General features: G+C 44.5%; 16 protein-coding genes. 4 read left to right on the top strand and 12 right to left on the bottom strand.

From position 1 onward, the window contains the following. Nucleotides 1-40: 40 nt before the first annotated feature. The 3 genes from BLS15_RS13010 to BLS15_RS13000 all read right to left on the bottom strand — a co-directional run bounded on the left by BLS15_RS13010 (nucleotide 41) and on the right by BLS15_RS13000 (nucleotide 3,289). Entirely contained in the window at nucleotides 41-1,015 is a 975-nt protein-coding gene (locus tag BLS15_RS13010; protein WP_028533540.1) for a diaminopimelate dehydrogenase, read from the bottom strand. 133 nt (nucleotides 1,016-1,148) lie between these two features. Next, nucleotides 1,149-2,624: a sensor histidine kinase gene (locus BLS15_RS13005; RefSeq protein WP_231515197.1), complete on the bottom strand. Its 1,476-nt coding sequence runs from the start codon at nucleotides 2,622-2,624 to the stop codon at nucleotides 1,149-1,151. Further along, nucleotides 2,588-3,289: a response regulator transcription factor gene (locus BLS15_RS13000; protein ID WP_028533538.1), complete on the bottom strand. Its 702-nt coding sequence runs from the start codon at nucleotides 3,287-3,289 to the stop codon at nucleotides 2,588-2,590. Before BLS15_RS13000 ends, BLS15_RS13005 begins: the two co-directional genes overlap by 37 nt. A gap of 527 nt (nucleotides 3,290-3,816) precedes the next feature. Between BLS15_RS13000 and BLS15_RS12995 the strand changes: the two genes are divergently transcribed. Beyond that, the gene (locus tag BLS15_RS12995; protein ID WP_021256264.1) at nucleotides 3,817-4,155 is read left to right on the top strand and encodes a L,D-transpeptidase; all 339 of its coding nucleotides are present in this window, start codon (nucleotides 3,817-3,819) and stop codon (nucleotides 4,153-4,155) included. Between the two features lie 162 nt (nucleotides 4,156-4,317). On the opposite strand, the gene BLS15_RS12990 is transcribed toward BLS15_RS12995, so the two are convergent. The 6 genes from BLS15_RS12990 to BLS15_RS12965 form a co-directional block, all read right to left on the bottom strand. Then, nucleotides 4,318-5,316 carry an ABC transporter ATP-binding protein gene (locus BLS15_RS12990; protein ID WP_028533537.1) on the bottom strand — a complete coding sequence of 333 codons (999 nt, stop codon included), beginning with the start codon at nucleotides 5,314-5,316 and terminating at the stop codon, nucleotides 4,318-4,320. After that, nucleotides 5,313-6,320 (bottom strand): ABC transporter ATP-binding protein, encoded by a 1,008-nt coding sequence (locus BLS15_RS12985; RefSeq protein WP_028533536.1) that lies wholly within the window; start codon nucleotides 6,318-6,320, stop codon nucleotides 5,313-5,315. The genes BLS15_RS12990 and BLS15_RS12985 overlap by 4 nt, the downstream gene beginning before the upstream one ends. Next, entirely contained in the window at nucleotides 6,287-7,267 is a 981-nt protein-coding gene (locus BLS15_RS12980) for an ABC transporter permease (RefSeq protein ID WP_021256267.1), read from the bottom strand. Before BLS15_RS12980 ends, BLS15_RS12985 begins: the two co-directional genes overlap by 34 nt. After that, nucleotides 7,264-8,232, bottom strand: a complete 969-nt coding sequence (locus BLS15_RS12975; protein ID WP_028533535.1) for an ABC transporter permease — start codon at nucleotides 8,230-8,232, stop codon at nucleotides 7,264-7,266. The genes BLS15_RS12980 and BLS15_RS12975 overlap by 4 nt, the downstream gene beginning before the upstream one ends. A 116-nt stretch (nucleotides 8,233-8,348) precedes the next feature. Then, a complete protein-coding gene (locus tag BLS15_RS12970; RefSeq protein WP_175460771.1) occupies nucleotides 8,349-10,052 on the bottom strand; it encodes a peptide-binding protein in 1,704 nt (567 codons plus the stop codon). Nucleotides 10,053-10,348: 296 nt separating this feature from the next. Continuing rightward, the gene (locus BLS15_RS12965) at nucleotides 10,349-11,110 is read right to left on the bottom strand and encodes an N-acetylmuramoyl-L-alanine amidase (RefSeq protein ID WP_021256270.1); all 762 of its coding nucleotides are present in this window, start codon (nucleotides 11,108-11,110) and stop codon (nucleotides 10,349-10,351) included. Nucleotides 11,111-11,762: 652 nt separating this feature from the next. Here BLS15_RS12965 and BLS15_RS12960 point away from each other — a divergent pair. After that, entirely contained in the window at nucleotides 11,763-12,416 is a 654-nt protein-coding gene (locus tag BLS15_RS12960) for a hypothetical protein (RefSeq protein WP_028533534.1), read from the top strand. A gap of 109 nt (nucleotides 12,417-12,525) precedes the next feature. Then, on the top strand, nucleotides 12,526-13,155 hold the full coding sequence (locus tag BLS15_RS12955) for a hypothetical protein (RefSeq protein ID WP_028533533.1): 630 nt from the start codon (nucleotides 12,526-12,528) through the stop codon (nucleotides 13,153-13,155). A gap of 155 nt (nucleotides 13,156-13,310) precedes the next feature. On the opposite strand, the gene BLS15_RS12950 is transcribed toward BLS15_RS12955, so the two are convergent. The 3 genes from BLS15_RS12950 to BLS15_RS12940 all read right to left on the bottom strand — a co-directional run bounded on the left by BLS15_RS12950 (nucleotide 13,311) and on the right by BLS15_RS12940 (nucleotide 15,100). After that, nucleotides 13,311-14,024 (bottom strand): NPCBM/NEW2 domain-containing protein, encoded by a 714-nt coding sequence (locus BLS15_RS12950; RefSeq protein ID WP_028533532.1) that lies wholly within the window; start codon nucleotides 14,022-14,024, stop codon nucleotides 13,311-13,313. A 576-nt stretch (nucleotides 14,025-14,600) separates the two neighbouring features. Then, nucleotides 14,601-14,894, bottom strand: coding sequence for a hypothetical protein (locus BLS15_RS29460; RefSeq protein ID WP_021256274.1), 294 nt, complete (start codon nucleotides 14,892-14,894; stop codon nucleotides 14,601-14,603). Continuing rightward, nucleotides 14,885-15,100, bottom strand: a complete 216-nt coding sequence (locus BLS15_RS12940; RefSeq protein ID WP_021256275.1) for a helix-turn-helix transcriptional regulator — start codon at nucleotides 15,098-15,100, stop codon at nucleotides 14,885-14,887. The genes BLS15_RS29460 and BLS15_RS12940 overlap by 10 nt, the downstream gene beginning before the upstream one ends. A 511-nt stretch (nucleotides 15,101-15,611) precedes the next feature. Between BLS15_RS12940 and BLS15_RS12935 the strand changes: the two genes are divergently transcribed. Further along, a complete protein-coding gene (locus tag BLS15_RS12935) occupies nucleotides 15,612-16,502 on the top strand; it encodes a hypothetical protein (protein ID WP_021256276.1) in 891 nt (296 codons plus the stop codon). The last annotated feature ends 336 nt before the right edge of the window (nucleotides 16,503-16,838 follow it).

The raw sequence follows: 16,838 nt of genomic DNA, 5'->3' as shown, positions 1-16,838 counted from the left end.
TGAATGCCGAGGCTGCTGTTCGTATATAGACTCCTGTATATTACAGCAATTCCTTGCGGAGCTGCTCCGGAGACTTCGGAGACAACAGGCCATATGGAATATCGAATACTGTGCGCGCACCGGACTCGCCGCGTTGTGCCAGACGATATACAGCACGAGCATAAGCAACGAGAACGCTCGCTGTGAACTCAGGGTTGCTGCCCAAGTTCAGACCGAACTCCATAATTTGCGATGTGCCTTCACCAGTCACGCCGCTGCGGAATACAAGACCGCCGTGAGGCATTGCAGAGTGATTCGTCTTCAGCTCTTCTTCGCTGATGAAGTTCACGATTGTGTCGTAGTCTGCGAAGTAGTTCGGCATGGACTTGATTTCTTGCTCGATGCGAGCCTTGTCTGCCCCTTCTTCTACTACAACGAAGCATTCACGCAAATGCTTCTCGCGAGTGGACAATTCAGGGTTCTCCCCTTGACGTACCTTCGCAACAGCTTCCTCGGAAGGAATTGTGTATTGTACACCGTTCTTAACGCCCTCTACACGGCGAATTGCATCGGAGTGACCTTGGCTCACGCCACGTCCCCAGAATGTGTATTCATTGCCCTCTGGAAGAACAGATTCGAACAACAAGCGGTTCAAGGAGAACAAGCCTGGATCCCAACCTGTCGAGATAACTGCAACATGTCCGTTTCCTTGAGCAGCTTCATCGACAGATGCGAAATATTCAGGTATACGCGCATGTGTATCAAAGCTATCCACCGTGTTGAACATACGTGCAAGCTCAGGACCTTGCTCTGGAAGATCCGTTGCAGAGCCTCCGCACAAAATCATTACATCTACTTTATCTTTGTAAGATTCCGCATCATTGAGTGAAAAGACAGGAACCTCTGCTTGTATGGATTCTGGGCTGCGACGTGTGAAAATGCCAACGAGCTCCATATCTGAATTTTGGCGGATCGATTTCTCTACGCCCTTGCCTAAGTTACCGTAACCTACAATACCTATACGAATAGATGACATGAGGTTGCTCCTCTCTATTTCTAAAATCATGGACTAGTATAATATATAAAGTAGATTTGCACAAAATGACATAGATTATTCGCTATACTTGTTGCATTCTGTTGCTACTGCTCTTCAGCTGTCAACTCTTTTGCTATCTACGTAATGGGAAACTGAGTGTGATACGTGCCCCTCCTTCAGGCGTATTCGCTGCTTGAATGCCTCCCCCATGCTTACGCATAATGAGCTTCGCCATATACAACCCAAGTCCGGCATGCCCTTGATATTGCGAACGTGATGCGTCGCCTTGAACGAACTTATCAAATACGGAATCCAGCATATGTGCTGGGAATCCAGTTCCCGTATCTGTAATCGACATCTCCAGCTCATGCGCTTTCCATTCCGCCTTCCACGTAATTGTGCCGCCCGAAGGTGTGAAGCGTAAGCTATTAGCGAGCAGATTGTCCATAAGCTGTCTCAGACGATCCCCATCGAGAAGCAGCGCTCCCTCTGCTTGTTGATCTGCAGGTGGGATGCAATGGAATTCAATCTGCTGTTCCGCGCACAACTGCTGCATATCCTGTGCGATCTCTTCCATAAATCGATTCATCTCTACTGGCTTTCGGTTCAAACGGAACTGCGGTGACTCCATTTCCGACACCTGATTCATTTCCTGCACGAGCCGAATGGCCCGCTTTGTATTCTTATCAATCGTCGTCAAATATCGCTGCAGACGATCCGGACGATTCATTCCACCATCCAGCAAACCCTCTACATGACCTTGCACGATTGCGAGCGGGGTACGCAGATCATGTGCGAGCGCAGCTACCATCTCGCGCCGCCGCTGCTCCATCTTCCACTCGCGTTGCAGAGACAAATATAGCTCCCGCCTCATCTCGTCGAATGCCTTCATGAGTTGAGCTATTTCTGAAGTACCCTCATAGGAGAAGCTAAAATCCAGATCCCGCTGCTGAACCCGTCTCGTGCCCTCTATTAATTCCTCGATGGGGCGGCTCAGCTTGCGGCCGAACCTTCGACCGAACAGCCATGCAAATAGAATGACAAATAGAAAAGGTGAAAATAAGACCGCGATGACTAACAGTCCGAAGTAAGGGCCTAGCTTCGATCGCACAGTAACGCCAACAGAAAGTGTGTAGTTGATGACTACAGCTCCCTGCAGTTCGCCTGACTGATTGACGATAGGCAATACGTTGCGAGCACGCCCCATTCCCGTCATCCCGCTTGCATTGAGTAGGGAAATCAGTTCGCGCCCACCACGTATGTTCGGATCAGGCAGCGATCCATATCTATATTGACCTGTTCGATCAACAACTGCGTAACGTATCCCCTTCTCATCTACTAATCGTTCGATGAGCGATTGATTTTCCTTATCCAGCAAGCGTTCCCCTTCTGATTCTACTAACTTGCGTATGGGCGGAATCTGCTTCTCATAGTAATTGGCAGGTCTGAGCACGCCGTCGTCATACGATTGCATCCATATGAAGGCTCCCCATACAACAATTGTCAGTGCCAGACTCGTACCGATTACCCATACAAAGTATGTAATAAACTGACGTTTAAAGGAGTGCATGCTCATTCCTGCACCTTCCATTTGTAGCCGATGCCCCATACGGTTTCAATCCAGCGCGATGGCGTGTGAACTGCTGCCATCTTCGCCCGAATATTCTTCACATGCTCCGTAACTGTCGTATCATCTCCAAGGGCGTCCATACCCCATACCTGTTCGTAAATATGCTCGCGTGCAAACACCTGTCCCGGATGGAGAGCAAGCAGTTCTACGATCGCGAACTCCCGGCTTGTTAACGGCAATCGCTTGCCTTCATAACGAAGCTCCATCCCCTTCACATCCACTGTAAATGCTCCAAATATGAGTACTTGCTCATGATTATCCTGCTGCCGCACATAGCGTCGTTCTCTTCGAAGATGCGCTTCAATGCGCGCCTTCAGCTCACGCATGCTAAATGGCTTGCTAATATAATCATCGCCCCCTGCCGCTAGACCGTATATACGATCTGCTTCACTCACCCTCGCACTGACAAATAGAATCGGGCAAGCAACCGCTTCTCGAACCTGCTTACACCATTCCACTCCATCCGTGCCAGGCATCATAACGTCGAGTACAATTAGGTCGGGCGACTGTTCCGTAATAAGCCGCTGCGCCTGATCCGCATTGTGTGCCGTGCGTACCGAATACCCGTCATCCTCCAATGAATCACGTACGAACACCGTCATTTCTTCCTCATCATCGACCAGCAATATGTTAGCCCGTTCCATGCTTTTGTTCCCCTTTGGTGGCAAAATTCCAATCCTGTATGATTTCCTTTTCTTCGACTATGTAAATGAGTGACGATTGCTACATTGCCTTATCACCGCTTTCTATCTCAATTTCCTTCAGTAACTATGATCTCTATTAAATATGAACCCTATAGATTAGGATCTCTATTGATTGTGATCTCTATTGATAATGAACATTGTTAAATATGATTGATATGAAATACGATCCGCATTAATAGTTGCTCTGTTAAACACCGTTGCCCCCGCTTAGTTGCACTTCTACGTCATGATTTTCTTATAGCAGTCATCATATCTAGTCTAATGCAACTCTCTCACACAGGGCAAATAAGCCAGAATCGTTCAATAATGCAATGGATTCAATAGAGCAATGAGTTCGATAGAATAAGACGACATGAATCAGAATAAGCGTACCGTGAACCGCCGACAGGCACTTCCACTGCACGCTTATTCATTCGATGAACCCCCATTCCTGCTATCGCATATGCTGATCAAGAGGAGTTGGGCGTATGCCACAATATCGAATAATTGTCGATCTGTCTGATCGCAGGTTATACCTACTGGACGGAGATGTCGTTGTAAGGGAATATCCTGTGGGCGTCGGCAAGATGTTAACCCAAACCCCTACAGGGGAATATACGATCATTAACAAAGAGCCGAACCCGGGAGGCCCATTTGGCGTCTTCTGGATGGGCTTGTCGAAGCCCCATTACGGCATTCACGGAACGAATGATCCTTCCTCCATTGGGCACTACGTATCTCACGGCTGTATCCGCATGTACAATGAGGATGTTCTCCAATTGGCAGCTCTTGTCCCCATCCATACAAGAGTGACCATACGTCCATAACATTGACAGGATTAAATCGGGCATCGAAAAAAGAATAAAGCCTCTTTCCTGCTGCAGAGAAGCGTGTTCTCATATCGCAGCAAGAAAGAAGCATTATAAAAGTCCCCCACAATGCCGTAATGACACCCGGTACACTGGGCTGGCCTTAATGGGTATATTCTATTATGCCAAGATTGATGCTGGAGCTGCCTCCAATGGGAAGTGGCAAGCCACTTGCCGGTCTGCGCCAACCGTCTCCAGCTCCGGCGCTACGAGCCGGCACTTCTCTTGAGCGAATGCACATCGTGGATGGAACCGGCACCCGGAAGGCGGATTCGCCGGAGATGGCACATCTCCCTGCAGGACAATTCGCTCCTTCTTATAGTGCGGATTCGGTCTAGGAATCGCTGACAACAGTGCCGCGGTATACGGATGCTTAGGATTCGCAAACAAATCTTCTGTGCGAGCCACTTCGACTAACTTGCCAAGGTACATGACCCCGATTCGATCGGAAATATGGCGTACTACATTCAGACCGTGCGCGATAAAGAGGAAGGTCAGTCCCAGTTCCTTCTGCAGCTTCATGAGCAGGTTCAGCACCTGGGATTGAACGGACACATCCAGCGCCGATACGGCTTCATCTGCTACGATAAAGCTCGGATTAAGCGCAATCGACCGAGCTATGCCTATCCGTTGGCGCTGACCACCTGAGAATTCATGCGGATAACGGTTGCGTCGGACTGGATCCAATCCGACCAGTTCCATCAGCTCCACTACACGCTTATCGATTTCACTGGAAGATGCCTTATGGTGCACACGAAGCGGCTCTCCAATAATATCTCGAATGTGTATACGGGGATTCAAGGAACCGAACGGATCTTGGAATATAATCTGCATATCCTGCCGCATCAACCGCAGCTGCTTCGTATTCATCCCTTGTATCTGCTTCCCGTCAAAGAATACAGCACCGCTTGTTGGCTTCTGTAATTGAAGAATAGCTCTACCTAGTGTTGATTTGCCGCAGCCCGATTCACCGACGAGGCCGAACGTTTCCCCTCTAGTAATACTGAAGGTAACATCGTCTACAGCCTTAACATGACCAACCACCCGGTTGAAGAGTCCCGTCTTGATTGGGAAATACTTCTTCAGGTTGCGAACTTCAATCAATGATTGATCCATCATGCGCGCTTCACCTCGGATTGTCCGTCATTATCGCTGTCGTACAGCCAACATGCCACCTGGTGATTACTCCGGATTTCCCCTAGCGTAGGCTCGTGATGCCCACATTTCTCCTCCACCTTCGCACAGCGTGGATTGAAGCGGCAGCCCGAAGGCAGGTTGTTGATACTCGGGATTGTTCCCGGAATCGTGTATAACTCCTCGCCTCTTGCTCCTTCCAAACCCGGAATCGAATTCAAGAGACCTACTGTATATGGATGGGAAGGATGATCAAATATTTCTTCAACGCTGCCTTCCTCCACAATCTTACCGGCATACATAACCGCAATGCGATCAGCCATTTCCGCAGCCACGCCCATATCATGGGTAATCAGCACAATCGCCATGCCAAGTTCTTGCTGAAGACGCTGCAGCAGATCAAGAATTTGCGCCTGAACGGTAACATCCAGCGCAGTGGTCGGCTCATCCGCAATAAGCAGCTCTGGCTTGCACACGAGTGCCATCGCGATAACAACCCGCTGCCGCATACCTCCGGACATCTCGTGCGGGTATTGCTTCGCTCGCATTTCCGGATCCGGAATCCCGACCATGCGCAGCATGTCAATCGCCCGAGCCCAACATTCCTTCTTGCTTAGCTTCTGGTGAAGCTGCAAACTTTCTGCAATTTGATCGCCAATCGTAAATACCGGGTTAAGCGCCGACATCGGATCTTGGAAGATCATCGAAATCTTTTCCCCACGAACGTTGATCATTTCCTTTTGCGATTTGGTTGACAGATCCTCGCCATTAAAACGAATGCTGCCTTCGAAAATAGTTCCTCCTGCATAGTCGATCAATCGCATAATCGAAAGAGAGGCGACACTCTTACCACTGCCGGATTCACCTACAATACAGAGTGTTTTACCCTTCTCCACGCTAAGAGATATCCGATCTGTTGCCTTCGCAATGCCCTGCTCCGTCACAAAGCCTGTGGTCAGATTTTGGACTTCAAGAAGTTTTCCCGCCATTGCTGCACCCTCCTACGTGGAATTTTCTCTTTCTTGCGTGGGTCAAATGCATCACGGATTCCGTCACCAATAAAATTGACCGCCAGTACGACAATAAAAATACATGCTCCTGGATAAAGCGCTTGCGTCGGATCGACAAGCATGAATTGCTGTGCGTTGCTAAGCATCAATCCCCAGCTCGTATCAGGAAGCTGTACCCCTAAACCGAGATAAGATAATCCTGACTCAGCAAGGATTCCCCCGCCTACCATTAAGGTAGCGTTTACGATAATAGGAGCCGTGGCATTGCGAAGCAAATGCCTGCCGATAATCCCCCAACTGGACACACCGATCGCCCTTGCCGCTTCCACATACTGCATCTCCCGCAGTTGCAGGAATGTTCCTCTTACAAGTCTTGCTGAGCCCATCCAGCTTGTAAAGCTCAGAATCAATATCATATAGCTGAACTTCGCGCCGAAGATGGCGAGTACCAAGATGTTCAGGAACAAGGTTGGAGTAGAGTTCATAACGTCAACAAATCTCATGAAAATCGTATCGATCCAGCCGCCGAAATATCCGGAAATCGAGCCGATGATCGTGCCGATGACAACCGAGATAAAGGCAACAGAAAAGCCGACTGATAACGACACTTGACTGCTATAGATAAGACGTGACAAGATGTCCCTTCCCAATTCATCCGTTCCAAGTGGATGACCAGGAGTGCCCGATGGCAAACTTGACTTCAACATATCGATCGCTGCTGGGTCATACGGGGCAATATATTTGGCAAATACAGCAATGGCGACAAAGAACAATAGGACGATGGCTCCAACCACTGCAAATGGATTGCTCAAAAATTTCTTCCATGCCATTAAGGTCATACTTGTCGGCTTCTCCGACTTATGAGGGCCTGTCCCACGGGTCTTATCCGGTTCGAGCTGAGCATCCTGCAAACTCGCTGTACTCATGCCGACATGCCCCCTTTGCCCAATTGAACACGCGGATCAACAATGGCATACAGAATGTCCGCTATCAAGTTGCCAATAACGACGATAACCGCTGTAATAAGAGTAATCGCCATGAGAACGGAATACTCGCGTGACACTGCCATATCGACGAACAGCCGCCCCATTCCCGGCCAGTTAAACACACTCTCCGTAATGGCTGCTCCCGCAATGAGAATTGGCAGATCCAAGCCAAGAATTGTGATGATCGGGATAAGTGCATTCCTCAGAGCATGACGGGCAATGACTCTTCTCTCTTTCATTCCCTTCGCTCTCGCTGTTCGAATGTAGTCCTGTCCTAGCACCTCAAGCATACTGGATCGGGAATATTTCACATAAGAAGCCAAGAAACCTAATGTAAGAACCGTTACAGGCAGAATCAGATGCATGAATAAATCCTGAATATCTCCCTCTTTCCCCATCGAATACATGTCGGATAAGGGAAGCCAGTCCAATTTAATAGAAAAATAACTCTGCAAAAGAATACCGAACCAGAAATGCGGCATTGCAAACCCAACATACGAAATAAATGAAGCTGTCTGATCGGATAACCCATACTCCTTCGTACTATTGTATATCCCCCAGGGGATCGCAATGATTAAGGAGAGCAGCCATGCAACGCTCATCAGAACAACCGTATTCTTCACCGTCGGCCAGAGTATATCACCTACTGGGAGATTATTCTTGAAGGTTTTCCCCAAATCACCCTTCAACAGGTCTCCCACCCAGCGAATATATTGGATATGAATCGGCTTGTCCAAGCCGAGATTTTTCGCTTGTATTTTACCCGCTTCCTGAGACAGTCCCGGCGACAGAAAGATTTGCGTCGGACCTCCTGGTGCTGCATGAATGAGTCCAAAGGTAACGATGGAGATCAAAAACAGCACTAAGAGTGACTGTAGTACACGGCGGATCAGATACTCCGTCATAGGAAATCCTCCTAAATCGTATCGTGTGAATTCATGTATTAGCACATCCATATAAAAGAGGAAGGGGCAAGCAACCCCCTCCCCTCATCATGCATATTCAACCTGTGCTTGGTATTTTATTCTACCCACCAGTTGATCATGCGGAACATGTATCCATATGCGAGTCCTGGTTCAGGTCTGTCTTCTTCCGCATATTTCACACGAGGGTTCAAGCCCTGTGGTGTACCATATTGATACATGAATACATAAGGAAGATCCGTTGTGATTTCTTTACCGATCTCTGCGTACACTTTCTTACGCTCGTTTTGATCAGCGACAGAGTAACCTTTTACCCACAATTGATCGAGTTTTTCGTTTTTATACCAACCCGAATTTTGGTTCGGCGGGAAGAACTTTGAGGAGAGAATGCTTTCTGCGTTCGGATCTGGATCATTTAATGACCATGCCGCCAAGATAGCTTGGAATTTACCCGGTACAATGTTCTGCTCTTGCCAAGCAGCGAAGTCAACGCCTCTCGGCTTCACTTCAATGCCGATATCTTTCAAGTTCTGTTGGATAACAGCAGCAACCTGTTCGCGGCGGCTATTACCTGTATTGTATTGAAGTTCGAAGGAGAACTTCACGCCGTTCTTCTCTAAAATGCCACCTTCAGTGCTAGCCTTCCATCCATCTTCAGCCAGCAGCTTCTTCGCCAATTCCACATCATAGTTATAAACTACTGCAGTTTCGGCTGGATCTGCCCATGAACCTGGCAGGAATGGCGAGTTCATCAACTTACCTGTTCCCTTAAGGATATTGTCGACCATGCCTTGGCGGTTAAGCGCGTGAGCGATCGCTTGTCTTGTCTTCTGTCCAGCAAAGAAGCTTTCTTTATTATCGAAGTTCATTTTGTTAAAGTTGAAGCCCATGTATTCGTAGAGTGGTCCTGGTGCCAAGATGACGTTGAGGTTGTCGCGAGCTTGAACAGCTGCTAGTTGGGTGACTGGAATCGCTGATACAGAGTCGACATCTCCCTTGATGAGAGCTTGCACTTCTGTATTTTGATCTGCGTAGATTTTGTAGATGACTTTCTGGATGTGAGGTTTTTTCGCTCCCCAGTAGTTCGGGTCTGCGTCGAAGCTTAAGTATTGTTTTTGCTTCCATTCAGTCCATTTCCAAGGGCCGTTCGTTACAGTCTGCTCTGGTTTGGAACCGTATGGATGCTTCTTCAATTCTGTAATCGGAACATCCTTCAAGATGTGATATGGCACTGGTTTAAGTCTAAGAGAGTAGAGGAATGGGGCAAATACTTGCTTTAACTTGATCTGAACAGTGTGTCCATCGATCTTCGTTACCGATTCAACATGTTCGAATTGGCTAATACCTGGGGAACCTACTTCTGGGTTGCGTACCGTATTAATGGTAAAGATCAAATCATCCGCTGTTACTGGTTGGCCGTCGCTCCATTTGGCTTCTGGCTTCAATTTGACCGTGTAGGTCTTCAAGTCTTCACTGATTTGAGGAGGCTCAGCCGCGAGAGACCAAGGCTCTACGACTACGTTCGCTTGACGGTCAAGATCGTACAGGCTGGAGAAGATCAAGATTTCAGCATCCCCGGATGAAGTATCACTTACGTACAATGGGTTCACCGAAACGATATCCGAGAAGGTACCTAACGTGATTGTACCTCCATCTTTCGGGGTCTGAGCCGTATTCTCCTTCGCTGGCTCTTCCGTTTTCGCTGGTTCGGTATTTTTGGGCTCATCCTTAGGCGGATTCGTCGTTGTGCTTGAACCACCGCACGCTGATAACAGCGATCCCATTAGTACCAAGAGCAGCATAAATGACATCCATTTCTTTTTTGCCACATAATTCCCCTCTCTCATTTTCGATTTTTTTGTGAAGGATATATTTTCCTAAACATTGTATCATTTGAATCAGCCTACAGGTAGTAAAATGATGGAAAATATTTATAATTCGCAATTATATTTTTCATTTTTCTGATAACTTTTTTTAAGAGACTATATAGAAAGAAAAAAGGGGCGACATCCGCCCCTTTACCACTTTACTCCAATAAATTAACCTATGGTACACGAGATACGAACGCAAATCTTCTACGCTCCCATTCCTTCTTATCCTAGCGCTGGATGCTGACAATTCTCTCTGTTCCATTCCATGTGACGCTGGCCCCTATGGATTCGGCAATTGCTCGAACAGGTACATAGGCACTGCCATTCAGAATGATGCTATTTGGCTGAGAGATATTATTGAGATACGCGACCTTCTTCGTATTGTCCCATCCAACAGAAAGACCCAATGCTGAACCCATATCACGAATCGGACCGTATACGACATTTTCCTTCATTATTCCCTGCGCTGCTTCTTGTCCATTGACTAGAATGCGGATTCCATTCTGAAGTTGCTGTACTTGCCCCTTAATTAAAATAATGAACTGGCTCCAGTACGGGAGAATTTGCGAAGGGCACTGCTTGCCTGACCATTTCTGATGCGGCACAACTTGATCGATCGTTAGTTTATAGCGCAAAATCAGTGTTGCCACGAGCCACGCTGCGTTATTCCAAGCCACATCTTGATTCATGCCCGTATACATGCATACCTCAATAGCAATGCTTGTCGTATTGCCAGGCCCATTGCCATCGCCCGCGTGCCATCCCTGCTCATTATCACGCAGATGCTGATAGATATCTTTGTCATCCACCGTATAGTGCCATGATGCTTGTCTCCCGCCGCTTCCATCTAACAAGTAGCGCGCGTGCGATTCCGCTGTTCCGCTTGTATTGTCCGTGTTGTGGATCGTAATCCACTGTGGTGTCATAGGCTTGCTCGGCTTGTTTGGACTGCCATCTGGAATCAGACGTTGTTGAATGACGATCTTCATGATTCATCATCTCGCTTCTGCATAATGTGTTGCTCCCAGAAGACTTGCCCTGCATGCTGCGAGAGCTGATCTATCACCAAAAAGCGTTCAAAGGAGTTGAACGCCGCTTGGATCATTGCCGCATATGGATTGTATATAGGAGAATCACCCTAAGTTAGAAGTGCCGTCGCAAATCTTCTATAGTAAAACATACGTACTTTCATAGAAGCTTGACTCTGGCAATTGTCCGGCTGATATAGCTTGTTTTCTCTTGTTATGTATTAGGCTAGTTGTTCACGACATTACTATTTCGGTTCACAAATTATAATCAATATAAAATTTTCTGCTGATTCATTCATACATGCGGTTTGTAGCTTGTCCAAGACACATTACAATAAACAGCTTTGAAGTTCTTCTGCTGCTAACGCCGACAAGGCCATTTGTACTAAGGTACACTGCTCACCTATCATCACTCCTTCATAGTAATGTCGAATCAATAGAAAATAGGTTAGAAATTGAATGTATATTCCCAGTTTATAGTGAAATAAACATTAAATAAGTTCGCCCCAGAAATGGAAGATGGTACAATTGACTCATAGAATCGAATAAGTCTAGCGACTTGCTTCGGCGCTACTCTCCCTTTTCAAGGGAATAACGAAAGGAAGATGCACGCTTGAAGAAATTAGCTGTCATTTTACTAATCGCCTCCAGCTTCATGATGCTCACTGCTTGCAGTGGAAAAGACGCAAGTGCTCCGAAAGAATCGGTTGCTGAGCAGCAGAAACTAAAAGAAGAGAATGAAAAATTAAAAGCAGAAGCCGACAAATTAAAAAAAGAAAAGTCCGATAAAGAAGCCGCAGAAAAAAAAGCTGCTGAGGAAGCAGCTCAAGCCGCAGAAACGGAACAATCTGAGGCCAATACAACTTGGAACGTAACCGATGTAGATGCGGAGACAAATGGCAATATAGAGTTTGCAGCGGACTTGCTGCTGACTGGCAAGAAGCTTCCAGCATCCGGGAAAGCTGTACCCGCTAAGGTACATAAGACTCCGTGGGATTATTATGGGAAATTGGTAAAATTCACTGGTGTAGTGAGCTTAGTCACCGATTATCCACCTAGCGACGAAGTTCCTCTTCGTTCGGAGATTATTATTGTCACCGAAGATGAAGTCATTGTTGACTTTTTGAGTCTTGTTCCAAGCGGAGATATCGAAGTTGGCGACGAGGTTACGATTTCTGGGCTAGTAACGGGACGGATGGAAGTTGATAACAAGGTTGGCGGGACGTTCACCCATCTCATAGTAGTCACCAATGAAGTTCCAAATTAATTATAGATCATGATATCGATTTATGCGCCCGTAGCTGTCCTACGGGTTTTTTCCTGTAATCGAAGTCAATCATCTCACAAAGGAAGTTACATGATAGGAGAAAACAGAAATGGATGATAAGTGGATCCTTGAGCAATCGGAGTCTACAGCCAATGGAAGATTCCTTTCTTCCAGCATTGTAGTTATCTCTATACTTGCAACCTGCTGTGCAATCGCCATATCTATCTACGCATGGGTACAGAGCAATAAAGTCAACGAAGCCACAGAGAAGCTGCAGCAATCCTTCTCTAAATTGCAAGCGGACTATGAGGAACTTAAAAGAGACAACAGCAAACAGGGATTTACGATCAATCAACTGCAGAACAATCTCTTGTATGCAAATATTCAACATGACATGGAGGAAAACGTCGTATCCGATCATTTGATATTGGATAAAATCTACTTCGACGATATCGTCTATCGCAAAGGAACGAGCGGCACGACCATAGACGTTCGCACTCAGCCCGAATTTAACACTAAATATGCGGGGTCTGGGAAGTTCACTCTATCTGATAAAGAATTGAACAATGTTGTAACCACGTTCATGCAAGCAGCGCGAGATCAATATGAGTGGTGTCTGGAAATGTACAGCATGGATGCCGTTGCACCAGATTGGAATGAGCTTACGCATACCATTACGATCCACAACTATGATCTTGGAACCTATCATAATGGTGTGTTTACGCCTGTTAAGAAATAGTATCTTTGAGCTTAGGTAAAACACCGCTAGCTTCTGCAATCCGCTGAACTGAGAAATCAGGTCATTCAAAAAAGAGAGAGTCAACGAGAAATGCTATTCGATGACCCTCTCTTTTATTAATTCTGTTAAGATTGATAAAGTATCATTTATGCATGTTACTGAAACAATTTAGGTTCTGCGAGTGCTGCCCACGTAGACTCAAATACATTTCCTGGTTCGGCCACAATTTGAAGCTTAAGTACCCCGCTAACATCAATATTTACAGGTTTAGGGTTATCTCCGCCTGTTACATTTTCAATTGAAGCCAATTCAGTTCCATCGCCAATAAAGCGATAGGTAACCACTCTATTAGAATTTTTCGTTGCATCATCTACACCAATAAAAGTTGATAGCTTTTTATATTTTCCATTTAAGTTATAGTCAATAGAGGTACTTTGGGTGTTCATAAAGCTAAGATTAAAAACAATCCCTTTTTGAAACTTATTTCCTGCAATTTCAATCTTATTGCTGTAGGGGTTTTGATTAAAACTAACGCTTGAACCATTTGGGCCATCAGTTCTTGCATAATTTACATCGGATAAATATTTGAACTCTCCCTCTTTCTTGCCAAACCAAGCTGTTTTACTTTTCCCATCATACGTAAAATCTTTCCCAGAAGCGTTAGCTATGAATTTCACCGGTGCATATAGTTGCCCTTTATAGACAATCGCATTATCTGTGCTAGCTTTCTGAACACCATCAAACATATACTTGATGTTTTCAAACGAAACTTCAATTTTTGCCGTGCTGGCAGCAAATGCCGCTGTACCAGATAGCAGACCTCCGATTACTACTCCCATTAGTAGTCCTTTTAGTTTCTCTTTCATCATTCAGTTCTCCCCTGTTCATGTTTTAGCATAAATTACCTCAACTTTGTTTCGACATATACCACTATATTCCTCCATATTCATCTAAAATACCTATCTACTATAACAAATAGAGTATTACTACATGAACAAATAACTGAATATGGAAAAGGCGTATTGCCACTAATGCGACAAATACACCACTTGTTTAACAGAAATCTTTTATTCAGCATGTGAAGTTCCTATAAAAAGCGTGATCTCCGATTTCTCAGAAACCGCGCCGTTATCGACATTACATGGTGCTGGAGAAGGGAAATGAACCCCCAACCCACGCATTACGAATGCGTTTCCCGATAATCCTTGATGATCTCCGATGGTCTTCTTTGCCTGTAGTAAGCTGATTTCTTAAAAATATGATCTTCTATGGTTCTGGTTGGGTTTCTATATCGGTAGATTGATTGGTAGATGATTGGGTAGATGAAAAAAGGGAGATCCAGAATACTCTGTAAAATGAAAAATGTGCAAAGTCCACTAAAACCAATAAATTAATACGGGCTAACCCAAAGAAAGACCTCAATTAAGAGGTCGATTGCGGTTCATTTAATAATTTTTCTTGTTCTTGTTAATATATAGAAAGGCACTCCCAAAAACGCTCAACGAAAGTGTGAAATATAATAATATATCAGGGAGATATTTCGTTGAAACAAATTCAAGCAAGTGAAGCACAATTAATAAAATGATTCCTAAATATAAAATATTAAATAGCCTATTATTTGTTTTATATATAATTTCCTTGCCTCTTTCATCCTTTGCCTCATCACTTGATTGAAACTTCAATTTATACATCTGACTAAGAATTATCAAAATAAAAAATAGAATCTTTATCAATAACATTCCCACACCTCCTCCTTATAATCAAAAACATCGGTTAATGGCTTCTCAAAGGCATTTGCGATTTTAAATGCAAGAATAAGGGATGGGTTGTATTTGTTTTTTTCAAGAGTCGCAATGGTTTGACGGCTAACGCCAATCCTCTGTGCAAGTTGTTCTTGTGTCCATCCCTTTTCTGCTCGGTAGACTACTAACTTGTTTTGTAACAATAACACCACCTCTTAAAAGAATTGTAATTTATTTCTTACAAATTGTAAAGTATTTCTTACATAGCGATATCTATTCTAAAGCAACTAATAAATCATTACGCTAACGGGGAACTATAGCTCAATCACTAATAACAACTAATACTTTTTACAAACTCATAATGTAATTGTAAATGAAAAAATGGATAGAGATTCAGATATATCTGAAAGCTCTATCCATTCTTAACTAATAAATATCAAACATTATATCTAATCACTTATAATTATTGACCATATTGGACTTCTTGGACTTCTTGGACTTCTTGGACTTCTTGGACTTCTACTATCTTTTGATAAGACATAATCCCTGTCTTCTTTATTGTGGTTTTGCTGTTGCATAAAACAAAAGCCTCGGAAGTAATCCGAGGTTTTCTTATATCTAATGCCTAATCATTATTTTGACAGTAATTTCATAGTTGTGAATTCCTAATAATGGTACACTATCCCCAGACAATCATTAATGGGAGGGGATTTCTTGACTACTAGTAAATCCAAGAAACCAGTATATAAACGTTGGTGGTTTATTTTATTGGTTGTACTTATTATTGTACCTGCAGCAATAGGAGCCGCTTTAGACGACGGTAAGAAAAATGTCGCGTCAGTGTCAACTGTATCCACTAATACATCAAACTCTGTAGATGAAGGCGACAAAAAAGATATGACTAAAGATATTAATGTAGAATTGAGTGTCAAAGAGAATGTAGCTGCTGGAAAAGTATCATTAACCGGAACCACCAATCTACCAGATGGGACAGGTCTTATGATCACAGTATCCAATGAAAATGGATTTCGGGCTCAATCATCTGCCGTTGTCATTAGCAATGAATTTATGACGGAAGAGTTCTCCTACAACGGACAAGCATTGGAATCTGGTGCATACAATGTAGATGTTACAATGCCTATTGCTTCTGTTCAACCTGACGCTGTAAAAAAAATCATCGGAGAGAACTCTGAAAATTTAAAAGGTGATTTAGTAAAAGAAGGCGACTTGGGGAAAACCGTTAATTACTCCAAATCAATTATAGTTGAAGAGGCTTCAAAAGTTGATCACAGTGCAATGATCAAAGAGTACAAAAATAAAATCATTGGATCGTATAAAACAATTAAGGATACATATGGGAGCCATTCAAAATCGTTAGATGCAGTTGAGTGGGCTAAATTTGCTCGTGAGTTTAAAGAGAATGTAAGCAATTTAAGAAATGAGATAGAAGAATCTAAACTCAATCAAAGTGATAAGATCGTATTGAGCCCTGCATGTGCTGACTTAGAAATGTTACTTACTGCATATGCCGCTTCATTACAGGGGCGTGACGATGATACAGAAATTAAAAGGTTAAAGACACAAATTGAAGAAGCAATAAAATAACATTATGAAGCCTCGGACTAATCCGGGGCTTTTCTTTTTCAACTATACACAGGCTTCTTACACCGTGTACACATATATACCCCGTCTATCCAACGGCCACGCATTGCGGCCATACAGTTACAAAGGTATAGCGACTTCCCTTGCTTTATAGGAACCGGTTTACTCTGTAACTCCTATCTCCAGTTCTTCATGCTGTCCTCCCCTTTACAGATCGCCAGGATAAGATACGTTCGATTCTAATCGGCCTCCACGCCTTAGCCTTCATGCAGGTTGCATGCAGCACTCCATCACTATATGGCGCTGTGTAATTTCACCATGCTTATCCTCATAAATGAT

Source organism: Paenibacillus sp. cl6col, assembly GCF_900102125.1.
GTDB lineage: Bacteria > Bacillota > Bacilli > Paenibacillales > Paenibacillaceae > Paenibacillus_B > Paenibacillus_B suaedae.
The sequence above is the reverse complement of the archived record's forward strand: the minus strand, read 5'-3'. Positions and strand labels throughout refer to the sequence as shown.

Coding starts and splice junctions, on each gene's coding strand:
- BLS15_RS12970 (WP_175460771.1), bottom strand. CDS start 10,052: ATGCTGCTCTTGGTACTAATGGGATCGCTGTTATCAGCGTGCGGTGGT.
- BLS15_RS12990 (WP_028533537.1), bottom strand. CDS start 5,316: ATGATGGATCAATCATTGATTGAAGTTCGCAACCTGAAGAAGTATTTC.
- BLS15_RS12975 (WP_028533535.1), bottom strand. CDS start 8,232: ATGACGGAGTATCTGATCCGCCGTGTACTACAGTCACTCTTAGTGCTG.
- BLS15_RS12995 (WP_021256264.1), top strand. CDS start 3,817: ATGCCACAATATCGAATAATTGTCGATCTGTCTGATCGCAGGTTATAC.
- BLS15_RS13005 (WP_231515197.1), bottom strand. CDS start 2,624: ATGGGGCATCGGCTACAAATGGAAGGTGCAGGAATGAGCATGCACTCC.
- BLS15_RS13010 (WP_028533540.1), bottom strand. CDS start 1,015: ATGTCATCTATTCGTATAGGTATTGTAGGTTACGGTAACTTAGGCAAG.
- BLS15_RS12950 (WP_028533532.1), bottom strand. CDS start 14,024: ATGATGAAAGAGAAACTAAAAGGACTACTAATGGGAGTAGTAATCGGA.
- BLS15_RS12985 (WP_028533536.1), bottom strand. CDS start 6,320: ATGGCGGGAAAACTTCTTGAAGTCCAAAATCTGACCACAGGCTTTGTG.
- BLS15_RS12980 (WP_021256267.1), bottom strand. CDS start 7,267: ATGAGTACAGCGAGTTTGCAGGATGCTCAGCTCGAACCGGATAAGACC.
- BLS15_RS13000 (WP_028533538.1), bottom strand. CDS start 3,289: ATGGAACGGGCTAACATATTGCTGGTCGATGATGAGGAAGAAATGACG.
- BLS15_RS12955 (WP_028533533.1), top strand. CDS start 12,526: ATGGATGATAAGTGGATCCTTGAGCAATCGGAGTCTACAGCCAATGGA.
- BLS15_RS29460 (WP_021256274.1), bottom strand. CDS start 14,894: ATGTTATTGATAAAGATTCTATTTTTTATTTTGATAATTCTTAGTCAG.
- BLS15_RS12965 (WP_021256270.1), bottom strand. CDS start 11,110: ATGAAGATCGTCATTCAACAACGTCTGATTCCAGATGGCAGTCCAAAC.